We start from the raw sequence: 16,022 nt of genomic DNA on the forward strand, positions 1-16,022 counted from the left end.
TCCCAGCCAAATATCCGTTCAGGTTCAAGCAATAATGCTTATCCGAACGGCATTAACTCATTGAGTGGCTTTTTTACTTTCAAACGTTGATATTTGTTAACTCTAAATTAAGCGTCTTAAGAAACGTTAATTTTAAATCTCAGGACTTTCAAACTTGAATCGGGGTCAACATCGACAAACTCAGGTGGGTTATCTAGACGCTCGATAAACTCAACACTTGGCGCTTCTTCTACCATCGTCTCAATCAAGAAGTTTGGTGACACTGCTGGTGAGTTAACACAAGCAATCACTTCACCACCTTCGGTTAGAAGCTCAGGCAAACGACGTAAGATCTTTTTGTAGTCTTTAGTAAGTGCAAAGCTGCCTTTTTGGAACGAAGGCGGATCGATAATAACCAGCTCATATGGGCCACCCTTCTTGATTTTTCCCCACGACTTAAAGATATCGTAGCCAAGGAAGTTCACCGAGCGCATATCATGCTCATTCAAGCGGTGGTTATCACGGCCTTTGTTCAGTGATCCGCGAGACATGTCTACGTTCATACATTGTCGAGCGCCACCCGCAATCGCCGCCACAGAGAAACCACAAGTGTATGCGAACAGGTTAAGAACGTTCTTATCCTTAGCATTATCTTGTACCCACTGACGGCCATTACGCATGTCTAGGAACAGACCGAAGTTCTGATTGCGGCCAATGTCTAGTTGGTACTTAAGCCCATGTTCAACCACGACTGGTGAGTCGTTCAATTGACCCCACAACACTTCAGAGGGCGCGCCATCAGCATAACGGTGTTGCAGCACAATGCTTGTGCCCTGTTTTACTTGCCAGATATCTTTGTTAGTGAGGTCGACCAATCCAGTCTTTAGAGATGATAAGAACGCTTGGTCCACTTCTTTAAACACGTTAACCAATAACTGTCCATCAACCCAATCACAAGTGAGTTGATCTAGGCCGGGCCAAAACTTGCCACGCCCGTGAAAAATACGACGTAGTTCATTCGGCACTTCATTCAATTGCTGTTCAATATGACTAAAAAACAGAGGTAAAGCTGATGCTTCCATTATTTCACTCACTTAGTGTTTAGCTTTGGCCACGTTAATGACCAAGGTTCAAGCCAACTGTCTAAACCATTAGACACGATCTCTTGATGCCATTTCTCACCCAAAGAGTCGAGGTTTCTTGGATCGCAGACATATTCGTAGGCTTGTGATTGATAGGTAAATCGAATCGCGAAGGCATGCAGATAGCCTCTGTCAGCCTCGTTCGATGGATTGTAAATAGGATCACCAACAATAGCCGAGCCAATGGACTTCATCGCGACACGGATCTGATGAGTTCGCCCCGTATAGGGTTTACATAAAAGTAGACGCTCACCGGGTTCAGCCGTTGCAGATAAAAATTGGGTAATCGCTGGGTTTTCTTTGGTTGTCAGCAGCTTCCAGCTTGAGCGTCGTGAACGCTCCATATCTCCTGAGATCAGCCCCTGCTTTTTCTTCGGCTTCTTGGAGCCTATCGCAAGGTAGTACTTCTCTACTTCACGCTTTGCAAACAACTGTGAAAGCTCACTCGCTGCCGGGGCATTTTTTGCCAACAGTAGAATTCCTGACGTCATTTTATCGAGACGATGGACTAAATATAGCTTCGGCTCATTGATTGCCTTAGCAACTTCTTGCAATAACATCGTATCACCATCGTCTTTATGGACGCTGACGCCTGGATGTTTGTTTATAAGTAAAAAATCAGAGTGATTCAGAAGAATGTCGAACATGTAAAGGCTAGCTCCATTGTAGAACGTGGAGTATACCGTGTCTGAATCCAGATTCCAGCTACGAAAAAGCCCAACGAGTTCAATAAACATTGAATCGTTGGGCTTATGTTTCAATAGGCAACTTTTACTGGGAAGTCTTTAATCAATTCGCTCTAAGCTTATGTTCTAGACTTATGATCCAGCTCTAAGCTCTAAGCTCTAAGCTCTAAGCTCTAAGCTCTAAGCAAGTTTGAACTTACCTACTAAGCCTTCAAGCTCGGCAACTTTAGCATTCAAACCTGATGTGTTCTCAGAGCTGCGAGTCGCTAACTGTAATGACTGTTCAGAGATATCACTGATTGCCGTAATATCCGCTGCGATTTCTTTTGTCACCGCTGTCTGTTCTTCTGCCGCAGTCGCAATTGAGTTAACCATGCTTTGTACGTTGCCCGCACCGCTAACAATTGCTTCTAGAGCCGATACCGCCCCTGTACTTTGCTCTACACCAATTTCAACTAAACGACAGTTGTCTTGAGTGTAAGTCACCGCTTCTTGAGTACCAGATTGAATAGATTGGATGATACCAGACACTTCTTGTGTTGCTTTAGTCGTTCTCTCCGCTAGCGCTCGTACTTCATCAGCTACCACGGCAAAACCACGACCGAACTCACCAGCACGCGCAGCTTCAATAGCTGCGTTCAGAGCCAAGAGGTTGGTTTGTTCTGCGATATCTTCGATTACCTTGATAACACTGCCAATCTGCTCGCCATGTGAACCCAGCGTGTTCATTTGTAACGACATATCGCTCATTTGAGTAGACACTTGTTGGATGCTCGCAACCATCTCCACGATCACTTTACGACCGTCTTCTGCAGACGTTTCTGAGCGGCGTGCTTCTTCATAAGTAGAAGTACCTTGTTGCGCTACTTCAGAAATGGTTAAGCTTAGTTCTTCTGCTGCAGTCGCAATCAATGTCGCTTTATCTGCTTGAGCAGAGGCGCCAGATACGATGTCGTGGCTAATTGATGATAGCTCACCAGTAACGGATTGAACTTGGGTAGTCACTGATGAGATAGAACCGAGGAGATCGACCAATGACTTTTGCATCTGGTTGATCGATTGAGCAAGGTCAGCCAATTCATCACCAGAATCATCAACAATATCTCCAGCCGTCAGGTCACCATTTGCTACGCGACGTGCAACTTGTTCAACACGAGTCAAACGGTTGGTAATAGAGCTAGACAATACAACCGCAATTACACAGCCAAACACAATCGCAACCGCAGTCAACACCATAATCGTGCGTTCGATTGTAATAAACGAATCCGTTAGTGTTAGCAGAGCTCGCTCCGTATCAGCAATCTCACTTTCAGATGCTTGATCAAGCAAATTTTCAATCGGGATAAGATTACTCTCATACAAAGAGCGAAGCTGCTGGATATTTGATAACAATGCAGTTTCGTCATTAAGCATAGGTACGAGCTTCGATTCAAACTCTTGAGTAAAGCGCCCCATTAGCTCTTCAATTCGCTGAACACGACGATGGTCCTCTGAGCCTTTACTCTCTAAACGCTTTGCTTCTTCAATTGCTTGAGAAAATTGAGTCTTGTTAGCTCGATAATCATTGAGCGCATTACCGCCCTGAACAACCGCACCCAAAGCATCACGGTAAACATCACCAGCTTCATCGATCAATATAAGGTAGGTAACAGTTCCTGGAACATCATCCAGTCTAATTTCATCAGAGCTCTCGTGAGCCCCAATCACTTCTATCGATACAATCCCTACTAACGTGACAAGCACCGCCAATATAGATCCAAAACCCAAATATAGTTTTTTTCTCACTGACAATTTCACAGAACACCTACCTAAAATAAATACAGGCCGATATAGCCTTACCGAAAAATATATCGGCCACCACACGGATAACTTTAGGGGACGATGTTTTTATTTCTCGAAAAACAATAAGTGCATCGCATAAAAAAACGGGAGCCAATGGCTCCCGCTTATCAATTAACTTTAGTTTGCGATTAGATTTTCTAAGAATTATAGCTTCTTAGAGATAAGCGCAGAACCGGCAATGATACCAATACCTAGTAGCATGATTGCACCTTTACCGCTGTCGAAGCCAGAAGAGATACCCATGAATGCTACGATAGCGATAGCTACTGGGATGATGTACTTAACGAGTGTGTACCATAGACCGAATAGAGGGAAAGATACTTCACCGTCGTTAGTGATTTCTTTCTCTAGGTCAGCACGGTTCAGTCTCCAACCAGCGAAGATACATACCAACATACCGCCAACTGCTAGGAAGATCTTATCCGTTAGTAGGTCGAAGATATCGAATGCACCAGTACCAAACAGCGTTGGACCAAAGCCACCAAGAGATAGAGAAGCGAAGATACATAGAATCGCCATTACGACACTTGCAGACAGTACAGCTGTTACACGCTTCATGCCTTTCTCATCGATTAGGTACGAAACAACAACTTCAAGTAGAGATACTGAAGAAGTCAGTGCCGCAACACTTAGACCAACGAAGAACATAAGAGCAAATAGAAGACCAACTACGCCGCCCATTTCAGCGAATAGCTGAGGAACAACAACGAATACTAGACCAGGACCTGCTGCAGGCTCCATACCGAATGCGAACATTGCAGGGAACATTGCAACACCAGCTAGGATAGCAACGCCTGTATCCATCGCCGTAACCATAGCTGTAGTTTGAACTAGGTTCTCTTTCTTCTTAAGGTAAGAACCGTAAGTCAACATACAACCCATACCAAGAGATAGTGAGAAGAATGCTTGACCTAGTGCAGCTAGGATTACACCGCTGTCTACTTTAGAGAAGTCAGGGCTGAATAGGAATTCAAGACCAGCCATCGCGCCCGGAAGCATTAGGCCTTTGATTGATACCACGATAAGGATGATGAAAAGAAGTGGCATCAGAATCTTACCCGCTTTCTCAATACCGCCAGAAATACCCTTCATAACGATGACAACGTTAAGTAGTAGGTATAGGCCCATCCACATTAGTGGCTGAACTGGGTTTGAGATAAAGCCACCGAAGCTGTCGCCAATTGCTTCAGGTGCGTCTAGTAGACCACCAGCAATTTTACCGATGTATGCGATAGACCAGCCACCTACTACAGGGTAGAAACCCATGATAAGTAAACCACTGACTACGCCAATAACACCAGCGAACGTCCAGCGACGGTCAGTTGATTTAAATGCACCTACTGCTGATTTTTGCGTATGACGGCCAATCGCAAATTCAGTTAGCATCACACTAAAACCGATGAAGATTACAAAAAACAGATAAATTGCAACGAATGCACCGCCGCCACTTTCACCTGCTGTGTATGGGAATTTCCAGATGTTACCTAAGCCAACAGCAGAACCTGCTGCAGCCATTACGAATCCTAATTTCGAACCCCAGGTATCGCGGGGTGTAGTGGTTGTATTACTAGTAGCCACGTTTACTCCAAACTTTTGTGTTATGTGATGTTGTATTTTGCTTTGTGTGGCGTCATTAAAAGATAAGGTGTATATAATAATTTACACCATTAAAAGATTTGATTGACGCTCGTTATCTAGCAAGTAAACCAGTTTAAGAATACAATTGGAAGCCCGAACCGTATATATTTCGTTATCAATGTAAATCTTTATGGTTAAATGCCGGTTTTTCATACAAAACAATTGCATTCGTCTTAAGTTAACTAAAACTTAACAACTTTAACCTGTTTACAGCTTTTGCTCTATTTTGTAAATAGTTGATTCCTTAAATTCCCATATCCGTAAAATAGCATTACTATCTAAGTGTCTCTTTTTTCGAGTATTCAATGTGGAAAAGCTCTACCATTTTTTAACTTTAGCTTCTGTCGCTTTATACTGGGTCCTTGTCGCCGGTGTGACTTTTCGTGTCGTACTAAAACGACGCTCTGTCAGCGTTTCTCTCGCATGGTTGATGGTTATCTACATAATCCCTATTGTTGGCGTCGCTTGTTACTTCCTTTTCGGAGAGCTAAATCTCGGTAGAAAGAGGGCTGAGCGTGCACATCGCATGTTTACGCCTTTTGGTGATTGGTTCCGCCAATTAAATGATTGCCAAGTCCACCTTCCAGGTAAAGTCGGCTCTCCTATCCACAAAATTGATGAGCTTTGTAACAATCGGATGGGCATTCCAGCTCTCAGCGGAAACACACTTTCACTGCAAGCTTCTCCTAATGAAATCCTACACGCAATTATCGAAGATATAGAAAACGCCCAGACTAGTATCAAAATGGTTTTCTATATTTGGCACCCCGGCGGCTTAACTGATTCCGTTGCTTCCGCACTTATTCGAGCTGCAAAACGTGGTGTCGATGTTAAAGTTTTACTCGATTCTGCAGGTAGCCCGCGTTTTTTCAAAAGTCACTGGCGTTCAATGATGAAAGACGCTGGCGTTCACGTTGTCCAAGCATTAGAGGTTAGTCCTTGGCGTATTTTCTTACGCCGTTTAGATCTAAGGCAGCACCGGAAGATCATCGTGATTGATGAGTCCATCGCCTATACCGGGTCAATGAATATGGTAGATCCAGCTCATTTCAAACAGAGCTCAGGGGTCGGCCAATGGATTGATGTCATGGTTCGCGTCACTGGACCAACCGTTAACGTGTTGTCAGCAATTCATGGTTGGGATTGGGAAGTGGAAACAGGTGAACGCATTCTTCCTGATTTACCAGAGTGTCCGGTTGAAGAAATAATGACGCACCATCCAGTTCAAGTAGTGCCATCTGGACCGGGCATGCCGGAGTATTTGATTCTACAAGTTCTTACTATTGCGATTAATCAAGCAAACCATTCTGTTCGTATTACAACACCCTACTTTGTACCGAGTGCCGACTTATTAGAAACGCTCAAAATGACGGCACAACGTGGTGTCAGCGTAGAATTAATCATTCCACATAACAACGATTCATTGATGGTTAAATGGGCTTCTCGCGCCTTCTATACCGAACTGCTTGAAGCCGGTGTGAAGATATATGAGTTTTACGGCGGGCTTCTTCACACCAAATCGGTAGTGATTGATGAAGAGTTTTGCTTAATCGGAACGGTCAATATCGACATGCGCAGCCTATGGCTTAACTTCGAAGTAACGCTAGCCGTTGATGATGTGCACTTCACCAAGCAACTGTTTGATTTGCAGCAATCCTATATTGAATCATCTCATCCAGTGGAATTGGAGCAATGGGAGCAGAGAAATTTACGCAACCGCTTCTTCGAAAGGTTGTTTTACTTATTCAACCCGCTGCTTTAATTCCATCAATGCGTCCACCGCGGCTCATCACTCGCCGACTATCGGATTTTAAACCTTTCACGATAAACGACGTGGAAGGTTAAAAAGCGAAAGAAAAGCGCAAAAACTCCCGCTCTGCTCTTGCTTTGAAGGCTATTGGCATGTTTTAAATAGGACATAACCGATTGATAAGGAATTCACAGCATGTCCGAGAACAAAACCACTAAACTGATCACTGCAGGTCGTGATAAGAAGTGGACTAATGGTGTCGTTAACCCACCAGTACAACGCGCTTCAACTGTCGTGTTCAACACAGTAGAAGAGAAACGCAAAGCGACCATTAACCGCGCTAACAAGACACTTTTCTACGGACGCCGTGGCACCACGACTCATTTCGCATTTCAAGATGCAATGGTTGAAGTTGAAGGTGGTGCAGGTTGCGCACTTTACCCTTGTGGTACGGCAGCCATCTCTAATGCCATCCTCTCTTTTGTTGAAACAGGTGACCATATTCTGATGGTCGATACCTGTTATGAACCCACTCGTGATTTCTGTGACACCATAATGAAAAAGATGGGTGTAGAGACCACTTACTACGAGCCAACGATCGGTGAAGGTATCCAAGACCTTATTAAGCCAAATACTAAGGTTCTATTTACTGAATCTCCGGGTTCAGTCACCATGGAAGTTCAAGACATCCCAACACTCGCACGTATTGCCCATGAACATGACATCATTGTAATGCTCGATAACACGTGGGCGGCTGGTGTTAACTTCTCACCGTTCGATTTTGGCGTCGACATCTCAATTCAAGCGGCGACTAAATACATTGTTGGTCACTCTGATGTGATGCTAGGAACGGCAGTAGCCAACGAAAAATGTTGGGATCAACTGAGAGAGCAGAGTTACTTGATGGGACAGTGCGTATCTCCAGATGACGCTTATCTTGCTCTTCGCGGTATTCGCACTCTTGACGTTCGACTTCGCCAACATGCTGAAAGCAGCCTAAAAGTAGCAAAGTGGTTAGAAACACGCCCTGAGGTTGACCATGTTCGTCACCCTGCCCTTGAGTCTTGTCCCGGTCATGAATTCTTCAAACGAGACTTCACTGGCGGTAATGGTTTGTTCTCTTTCGTTCTTAAGAACTCAAACACAAAAGCAACGACTGCTCTGCTTGATGGTATGACGCACTTTAGTATGGGTTACTCATGGGGTGGATTTGAAAGTTTGATTCTAGCGAACGAACCGAGCAGCTTTAATAGCTTGAGAACGGTAGCGAACCCTAACTTCGAAGGAACCTTGATACGCGTTCATATCGGCTTAGAAGACGTCGATGATCTGATTGCGGATCTAGAAGCTGGACTAGATCGTTACAACGCTCTGGTTTAAGTAAAACAATAAACAAGTTTCCACAAAAAGGCAGGGACAACCTGCCTTTTTTAGTTCGGTAAGCTCTTGGTGTAGAAGTTATATGACTACTTCTGAACCTTAAAACATACCCAATTAAAAATTTCGAAACGATTTTTATTAAATAAATAGAGTGAGTCATCGGTGACAACAACTGAGTAATCAATATTCAGCCCCTTATACGAGCTATACTCTCGATTAATAACAGGATCATCAGTTTCAGTTGTCGGCGAATAATCAATGATAGAGATAGACAACTCGCCATCTTCTAACGAATAACGACCTGAGGAGTGGTGCTCCAATTTACTCACCTGACCATCCTTCCTTTCAATCTTTACCGCCTCTGCAATCATAAACGTATTGTCTGATTGGAAGGTAAAAGTCATACGTTCATACAACGATTGATAAGGTTGAAATGCCTGCGTCATAAAGCCCGTTTTGATAGTTTTACAGTGCCAACGAGTGCCCGCTAATACGTTTCTATCAATCATGAAACTTGCAGCTGTGAGTGCTAATACCAATAGCAAACCAATTATTCGCAAAAGTAACTCCTTTGAGCCATGTAATTCACAAACGAATCAAAAGATGACTCAACTTCAAAAATAGATGACAAGTAATTAAGAGCTTCGCCATCCTTTCTCTCAATTAGCATATACAAAGCATCATTTTCAGGTTGGTTGACAGATGGATAAATGCGAACAAAAACATCAACATTACAGTGGCTAGGTATAACTTGTATCAGTCTCTCAGTGATCGCAGGCAACGAGTAGGCTTCATTGCGAACAATATGGAAAAAGTAGTGATTAGTTTCATCTACGAAGCTGTCGTGATACTCACTTTTATCAACAAAGTATGGCAATGGCTGATAGTAAGCCTGAAATATATTAAACAAAGAGATTAACACACAGGTAAAGGCCAAAAAGTAGCCCACGCAGGCTAAATGACGATGAACAAAAAGCTTAAAGCTAGGTGGTACCGCGTTGACTGAACCTCTCGGGCTAACTGTGGACAATGGCATTTCCATGTCGCCTTCAACGCTTTGTGTTACTGATGCAGGCATAACATGAGCCTGCTCATCTTGCGGCTTTTTCTCAGGTGACTCGCCTGAGGTTTGTGTTTGATTTGTCGTTATTGATGATGGGTTAAGTTCGGCTTGCGATAATCCTATCGTTTGAGGAGACTCTGATATTAAATCCGCCTCAGGGACTGTCGCTTTAGGCTCTGTATTTTGAGGTTGAGATGATTCCTCTATCTCCAGAGAATACCCCATTTTACTGACGGTACGAATCGTGGCGCAACCACAAGTCACTCTGTTCAGTGTTTTTCTAAGCTTAGATATCACGTTGGTCAACGCTTGCTCAGAGACAATCACATCCCCCCAACATCTATCAAAGATCAGGCCTCGCTCAATGCATTCGCCTGTATTTTCAAGCAAGAATAGGAACACTTTACCTTCTAGCGGCGCGATAGTTTCTACGTGGCCATCCTCACGCATAAACTGCCTAAGCAAGGGATCATAGTTAGCATCACATATTTGGTAGTTTTGTTGATTCACTATCGTTGTCTACATTTGAATTTGGTCGCATATAATATTGAAAAGTTTATAAATGACCAGTGAATTTTTCAATTTACACACAATTATTTCGCGTCGAGAAATAACACCTTTATTTATGTGGGCAACCTTCTAAATGGTCATTAACCATACCTGTCGCTTGCATTAACGCGTAACAGATTGTTTCCCCAACAAACTTAAAGCCTCTCTTCTTCAAAAACTTACTCATCGCTTTGGATTGCTCGGTAGAACCTGGAACTTGAGTCATCTCAATCCAGTGGTTTTCGATCACCTTGTTATCGACAAATTGCCATAAGGCGTTTGAAAGAGAACCAAACTCTTTCTGCAGTTCAAGCGTTGCTCGAGCGTTGTTATACACAGAGGCAATCTTGCCTTTATGCTTAACCACATCAAAGTTCTCTATGACGTGTGGCACATTGTCTTCATTCAATTCGGCTAACTTGTTTAGATCGTAATTATCAAAGGCAGCACGATAGCCTTCGCGCTTTTTAAGGATCGTAATCCAGCTAAGGCCTGCTTGTGCCCCTTCTAAGGTAATGAACTCAAACAAAACTTGGTCATCATAAACCGGTACGCCCCACTCTGCGTCGTGGTACTCCCTTTCCAGTTCGTGCATCAGTGCCCATGCACACGTTCTACCTTCAGTGTTTGTTTCCATGTTATTGCTACCTATTTTAAATCACTCAGAAATGATAATGCCCCTAAACAGGGGCATTAATTCAAAGACTCACTCGTCTTACGAGACTTCAATTTTATGGAATAGACGATACAGCACAGGTACCACGATTAGCGTCAGTACGGTGGCGAAGCCCAAACCAAACATGATGGTTACCGCCATTGGCTTGAAGAAGATATCCGGTAACAATGGAATCATACCGAGAATCGTTGTGATAGCCGCCATACATACAGGACGTACACGACTCAATGCCGCATCAACAACCGCTATATATGGGTCTTTACCTGACTTCATCTCAATCTCAATTTGATCAAGCAGTACGATACCGTTCTTCAGAAGCATTCCAGACAAACTCAAGAAGCCCAGAAGCGCCATAAAACCGAACGGTGTATTCAAGGCTAGCAAGCCTGTCGTTACCCCTATCAAGGCGAGTGGTACCGTTAACCAAACAATCAGAGGCTCTTTCACCGAATTAAACAAGAACACCGTGATTAAGAACATGAACAAGTAGCCTAACGGCATAGTTGTGAACAGTGACGCTTGAGCGTCAGCTGACGACTCGTATTCACCACCCCATTCCAATGAATAACCCGGTGGCATCTCAATCGCTTCTATTTGTGGCTGTAAGCGTTTTTGTAAAGTTGATGCTGTCTCTTCACCCAGTAGGTCAGGATCCGCCATTACCGTCAGCATACGCTTACGGTTCTTACGGATGATCAGTGGATCTTCCCATTCCAATTCGTAGCCTAGTGTTACTTGTTGTAGTGGGATGTATTCACTTAATGCCGGGCTCCAAATCTTCATACCTTCGATGTTGCGAATATCAATTCGCTCATCTTCAGGTAAACGAGCCACAATAGGCATCAGCGTAGTACCATCACGATACACACCAATCGACTTACCAGAGAAAGACATCGCTAGGAAATCATCAACGTCAGATTTGGTAATACCATAACGACGCGCTTGGCTTTCGTTGAACTGAGGCTCGAGTACCTTAGTTCTTTCACGCCAATCGTGACGAACGTTAAACGACCCATTGTCAGCACGCATGATGTCCATAACTTGAGCTGCGATTGAACGTAAAACCGTTGGATCAGAACCCACAATTCGCGCTTCAATTTTAGCACCGCCACCAGGACCTAATTCGATCTGCTTAAGTTTGTAATTAATTTCAGGGAACTGGCCGTTTACATGCTCACGAAAGCGTAACATCAAACCTTCAAGTACTTCATAACTCTTCACACGAACCGTTATCTCACCGTATGCGCTATAACTTTTCTCTGGCGCATAAGTCAGCATGAAACGTTGTAAGCCTTTACCCGCCGTTGTCGTGATGTGCTCAACTTCGTCCTGCTCTGCTAACCAACCTTCAAGCACTTTAAGCTTAGTGTTGGTCGCACGAATATCGGTACCTTCCGGCATCCAAACATCCACTTGGAACATTGGCGTAGTCGAAGATGGGAAGAAGGCTTGTTTTACGAAGCCAAAACCATAAACGCTCGCGCCTAAACCAATGACCAACACAAACATGGTTAACCACGCACGCTTCATACAAAACTCAAGGAAGTTTTTATAGATAACAAAAACCATCCCGTTGTATGGGTCTTTACCTTCACTATCTGGATCGACTTTCTGGCCTTTGAAGAACATATCGGCAAAGAATGGCGTGAGTGAGATGGCCGTAAACCAACTCAGCATCAAGGAGATAAGTAGAACCGTGAACAAGGTGCCACAATATTCGCCCGTTGAGTCTTCAGACAAACCGATTGGGGCAAAAGCGGTGACCGCAATAACCGTTGCACCAAGCAGTGGCCATTTGGTTTGGGTCACAATATCTGTAGCGGCCTGCATTCGGGTTCGCCCCTTCTGCGTGCCGATCAATATCCCTTCCACCACCACAATGGCATTATCCACCAGCATCCCCAGCGCGATAACCAACGCGCCCAATGAAATACGTTGAAGATCGATTTTGAAGTACTGCATGAAAATGAAGGTACCGAAAACGGTCAATAGCAGTATCAAACCAATCAACAAACCCGATCGTAATCCCATGAAGAACAGCAACACTACGATTACGATCGCAACCGCTTGTCCTAAACTCACTACAAATCCACTAACTGACTTATCGACTTCTTTGGGTTGGTTATAAACCTCAGATATGTCAATACCTACGGGCTGTTGGTATTTCAGCTCGGCGAGCCTTCGGTCAAAGGCTTCACCCACTGCGACCACGTTCACGCCTTGTGCAAAAGAAACACCAAGGTTAAGTGCGAGCTTCCCGTTATAGCCAATGATGTTAGTAGGCACTTCAACATAACCACGAGTTACATTCGCCACATCTTTTAGATAGATAAGCCCTTGAGCGCCACCTTCCGTAAGAATCAAATCACCGAGCTGTTCAACATTCTGGAACTCTCCTGTTGGATGGATTCGAATGTACTCGTCACCAATCCTTACAGCACCTGCACTTGAAACAATATTTTGAGTGGATAAAAGGTTAAATACAGTATTTGGAGACAAACCCAGAGAGCTGATCCGTTTCATCGATATCTCAATGAACACTTGCTCTTGCTGTTGGCCGGATACCGAGACTTTACTGACCCCATCAACAAGTTCTAGCTCTCGCCTTAGGTAATCAATGTAATCAAGTAACTCTTTGTAACTGTAACCGTCCCCCGTTACGGCAAGCAAAATACCGTAAACATCACCAAAATCGTCTATGACTTGAGGGTCATTTACCCCGGGTGGAAGTTGACCTTTCAAATCATTCACTTTACGTCGAAGTTCATCCCAAATTTGTGGAAGATCATCAGGGCCGTAATTATTCTTCATCGTTACCGTAACCTGAGACAGGCCACGACTAGAGATAGAGTTAACTTCATCAACATAGGTAAGCTGTTGAATCGCTTTCTCTAATGGGTAAGTCACTTCCTCTTCCACTTGCTGAGGCGTCGCTCCCGGATAAGAGGTCACTACCATGGCATCTTTGATGGTAAAGGCAGGATCTTCTAAACGGCCCAAACCAAAGAATGCAGACACACCACCAATAAGAAAGATCAGTGATAGCATCCAGCTAATGACCTTATTTCGTATAAAATAAGCCGCCACTCCAGTGATTTGGTCATCACCCTGTTGATCATCACTTTGGGGCTTGTTATTGACTTCACTCATTGTTCGTCTCCTGAGACAATACTTCCACTGTCATCCCATCTCGCAATCGCGATACGCCTGCAACAACGACATGCTGCCCCATTTCTAATCCTTTGATTATCTGCAATGTTTTCTGACTCGCTTTGCCTAATACGACTTGCTGTTTAGATACTGTATTGTCGTCATTAAGAATCCACACGTAAGAGTTTTGACGAGTTAACTCATCCCCATCGGCATTGAACACAGCCTCAATAGGAATAAGTACGCCGGCTTTTAATTTCAACCCGATATCACGCCCATTTGACGTGACCTCAACGGCCATACCGTCAAGAATCAAATCATCTTCTGGCATAGGTAAAGCAAGCGTGACGGTAAATGTACCTGTGTTTGGATCGGGTTCAGTCGTAAACTCTTTTATCCCCGCACTGTATTCATTCCCACTTGGAACTCTAACTACTGCCTCAATATTCGAGATAGTCGCTTCATTTGGTTGATTTACATAGATTTGGTCAGGCAATTGGATAACAACTTCAACATCCTCAACACTGTGAATATTCACAATCTGTTGGCCAACCTGAATATTTTCGTATTGGTCAACACTGACACGAGAGATAATTCCATCAACCGGTGCGCGAAGCTTAGTAAATGACAAACGCAGTTTTGCCAATTCTAACTCGGCATAAGCGATTTGACGCTGAGCGGCAATCTCATCGAATTGAGACTTAGCCAATAACCCCTTTTTGACCAACGGACTTGAACGTCTGTATTGGCTGTTAATCACTGTGTATCGAGCTTGAGCGTTATCAACGTCCAACTGATAATCTGTTAGATCTAACTCGGCAAGAACATCACCCTTTTTAACTTGTTCACCTTCTTTGACATCAAGTTTAAAAATCTCACCAGCGACACGGAAACTTAGGTGCGCTTTCTCAGCAGCATTAGCCACTGCTGGAAAATAGAGCTTATCGTTAAAGTCTAAGACGGAGATTTCAATGGCTTTAACAAGAGGAAGCTTTTCGACTTCAGTGACACCTTTGTCTTTGCAGGCTGTCAACATCGCCAAACATGATAGGCCGATGGCTTTTGATACTGTCTTCATGTTAGAGCCCCCTTTCCTTGATCCACTCACGAACCTTGACGCCGGTTTCTAATCCATTAACGCCTGAGGTCACAACGCGATCTCCGTCGTTAAGACCCGAAATAATATGACGTTTTTCATCAATGACTATCGCGACTTCTTCGACGATACCATCGTTGTTAACGCGCCATACTGAGACATCATCTCCATTGGTCATCATTGCTGAGGTTGGAATTTTTGTCGCCGCTGCTTGTGAAGAAACAAGGTTAACCGTGCCAGACATACCCGGCAGGATGCCTATATCAGTCGGTCTCTCCATTACCATGGTGACCTTGTATGAACCGGTTTTAGGATCGGCTTCGGTATCGACTTCTTGAAAGGTGAGGACATAAGAATGTTCAGGGAAAGCATCGAATACCATAGTTGCGTCTGTCTCAAACCCTGCAGAAAAGCGTGCAATTAATTGATCAGGCAATAAGAAGACAACTTTGAGGATCTGATTCGTTTGGATATTCATTACACCTTGCTTAGCCGCGATGTATTCGTGGTTTTCAGCAGGAATAATAGAAATAGTACCATCATATGGCGCAACGAGTGTGGTGTAGCGAAGATTAGCTTTTGCTTGATTTAAAACCGCTCTTGCAGAGTTATGATTTGCTTTCGCTTGGTCAAAATCTTGCTCAGAAACCACTCTATCCTTACGTAGCTTGATGGAACGTTGGTATTGCACATCGGCAAGTTTGAAGTTAGCTCTTGCCTGCTTTTCTAGCAACTGATACTCATCAGGATTAAGCGTTGCCAATGCATCACCTTTGGAGACCTGTTGCCCCGCAGTGACATCGATCGTTTTTAGTAAACCGGGTACTCGAAATGCCAATACGGCTTTATCGCCCGCTTCAGTAGTCGCAGGAAAATTTCGTTCGAAGGCATTGTTACCGACCGAGACGGTGAAGAGTTTGGCTGGTCGTGATTCGGGTTCTGGAACCGGAGGGAGCTCCTTACCACACCCAGATAACCCGGATAAGGTCACCAATAGGACTAGGGAGGCTTTGTACATTGCGATCATCCATATCTATAAATATTTTATTAACATAGATTAATCACATGTAA

The 16,022-nt window shown here is 44.0% G+C and carries 12 protein-coding genes; 2 read left to right on the top strand and 10 right to left on the bottom strand.

What is annotated here, in order from left to right:
- Positions 1–116 precede the first annotated feature (116 nt).
- The 4 genes from AB6D80_RS01445 to AB6D80_RS01460 all read right to left on the bottom strand — a co-directional run bounded on the left by AB6D80_RS01445 (position 117) and on the right by AB6D80_RS01460 (position 5,227).
- The gene (locus tag AB6D80_RS01445; RefSeq protein WP_032499055.1) at positions 117–1,061 is read right to left on the bottom strand and encodes a class I SAM-dependent methyltransferase; all 945 of its coding nucleotides are present in this window, start codon (positions 1,059–1,061) and stop codon (positions 117–119) included.
- An 8-nt stretch (positions 1,062–1,069) separates the two neighbouring features.
- Positions 1,070–1,768: a TIGR01621 family pseudouridine synthase gene (locus AB6D80_RS01450; protein ID WP_122046352.1), complete on the bottom strand. Its 699-nt coding sequence runs from the start codon at positions 1,766–1,768 to the stop codon at positions 1,070–1,072.
- Between the two features lie 219 nt (positions 1,769–1,987).
- Complete coding sequence (locus tag AB6D80_RS01455; protein WP_371700872.1) at positions 1,988–3,604, bottom strand: methyl-accepting chemotaxis protein; 1,617 nt, start codon at positions 3,602–3,604, stop codon at positions 1,988–1,990.
- Positions 3,605–3,793: 189 nt separating this feature from the next.
- Positions 3,794–5,227: a sodium-dependent transporter gene (locus AB6D80_RS01460; RefSeq protein ID WP_012604350.1), complete on the bottom strand. Its 1,434-nt coding sequence runs from the start codon at positions 5,225–5,227 to the stop codon at positions 3,794–3,796.
- Between the two features lie 367 nt (positions 5,228–5,594).
- Here AB6D80_RS01460 and cls point away from each other — a divergent pair, with 367 nt between their 5' ends.
- Positions 5,595–7,049, top strand: a complete 1,455-nt coding sequence (cls, locus tag AB6D80_RS01465; RefSeq protein WP_012604351.1) for a cardiolipin synthase — start codon at positions 5,595–5,597, stop codon at positions 7,047–7,049.
- 183 nt (positions 7,050–7,232) lie between these two features.
- Entirely contained in the window at positions 7,233–8,417 is a 1,185-nt protein-coding gene (locus AB6D80_RS01470) for a cystathionine beta-lyase (RefSeq protein WP_102249751.1), read from the top strand.
- A gap of 86 nt (positions 8,418–8,503) precedes the next feature.
- Here AB6D80_RS01470 and AB6D80_RS01475 read toward each other — a convergent pair whose 3' ends face one another.
- The 6 genes from AB6D80_RS01475 to AB6D80_RS01500 all read right to left on the bottom strand — a co-directional run bounded on the left by AB6D80_RS01475 (position 8,504) and on the right by AB6D80_RS01500 (position 15,969).
- Positions 8,504–8,977 carry a hypothetical protein gene (locus tag AB6D80_RS01475; RefSeq protein WP_371700877.1) on the bottom strand — a complete coding sequence of 158 codons (474 nt, stop codon included), beginning with the start codon at positions 8,975–8,977 and terminating at the stop codon, positions 8,504–8,506.
- Positions 8,968–9,990: a transcriptional regulator gene (locus AB6D80_RS01480; protein WP_371700879.1), complete on the bottom strand. Its 1,023-nt coding sequence runs from the start codon at positions 9,988–9,990 to the stop codon at positions 8,968–8,970. Before AB6D80_RS01480 ends, AB6D80_RS01475 begins: the two co-directional genes overlap by 10 nt.
- Before the next feature lie 109 nt (positions 9,991–10,099).
- Positions 10,100–10,666, bottom strand: coding sequence for a DNA-3-methyladenine glycosylase I (locus AB6D80_RS01485; protein ID WP_372187609.1), 567 nt, complete (start codon positions 10,664–10,666; stop codon positions 10,100–10,102).
- 78 nt (positions 10,667–10,744) lie between these two features.
- Positions 10,745–13,855, bottom strand: a complete 3,111-nt coding sequence (locus AB6D80_RS01490; protein ID WP_135384869.1) for an efflux RND transporter permease subunit — start codon at positions 13,853–13,855, stop codon at positions 10,745–10,747.
- Positions 13,848–14,933, bottom strand: a complete 1,086-nt coding sequence (locus tag AB6D80_RS01495; RefSeq protein WP_372187611.1) for an efflux RND transporter periplasmic adaptor subunit — start codon at positions 14,931–14,933, stop codon at positions 13,848–13,850. The genes AB6D80_RS01490 and AB6D80_RS01495 overlap by 8 nt, the downstream gene beginning before the upstream one ends.
- A gap of 1 nt (position 14,934) precedes the next feature.
- The gene (locus AB6D80_RS01500) at positions 14,935–15,969 is read right to left on the bottom strand and encodes an efflux RND transporter periplasmic adaptor subunit (protein ID WP_029223131.1); all 1,035 of its coding nucleotides are present in this window, start codon (positions 15,967–15,969) and stop codon (positions 14,935–14,937) included.
- Positions 15,970–16,022: the final 53 nt, after the last annotated feature.

Origin of the sequence: Vibrio sp. 10N.247.310.17, from assembly GCF_041466605.1 — a bacterium.
Taxonomy (GTDB): domain Bacteria; phylum Pseudomonadota; class Gammaproteobacteria; order Enterobacterales; family Vibrionaceae; genus Vibrio; species Vibrio tasmaniensis_A.

Excerpts from the sequence above, each read along its gene's own strand:
- AB6D80_RS01445 (WP_032499055.1), bottom strand. The coding sequence starts at position 1,061 with ATGGAAGCATCAGCTTTACCTCTGTTTTTTAGTCATATTGAACAGCAA.
- AB6D80_RS01450 (WP_122046352.1), bottom strand. The coding sequence starts at position 1,768 with ATGTTCGACATTCTTCTGAATCACTCTGATTTTTTACTTATAAACAAA.
- AB6D80_RS01470 (WP_102249751.1), top strand. The coding sequence starts at position 7,233 with ATGTCCGAGAACAAAACCACTAAACTGATCACTGCAGGTCGTGATAAG.
- AB6D80_RS01485 (WP_372187609.1), bottom strand. The coding sequence starts at position 10,666 with ATGGAAACAAACACTGAAGGTAGAACGTGTGCATGGGCACTGATGCAC.
- AB6D80_RS01490 (WP_135384869.1), bottom strand. The coding sequence starts at position 13,855 with ATGAGTGAAGTCAATAACAAGCCCCAAAGTGATGATCAACAGGGTGAT.
- AB6D80_RS01495 (WP_372187611.1), bottom strand. The coding sequence starts at position 14,933 with ATGAAGACAGTATCAAAAGCCATCGGCCTATCATGTTTGGCGATGTTG.
- AB6D80_RS01500 (WP_029223131.1), bottom strand. The coding sequence starts at position 15,969 with ATGTACAAAGCCTCCCTAGTCCTATTGGTGACCTTATCCGGGTTATCT.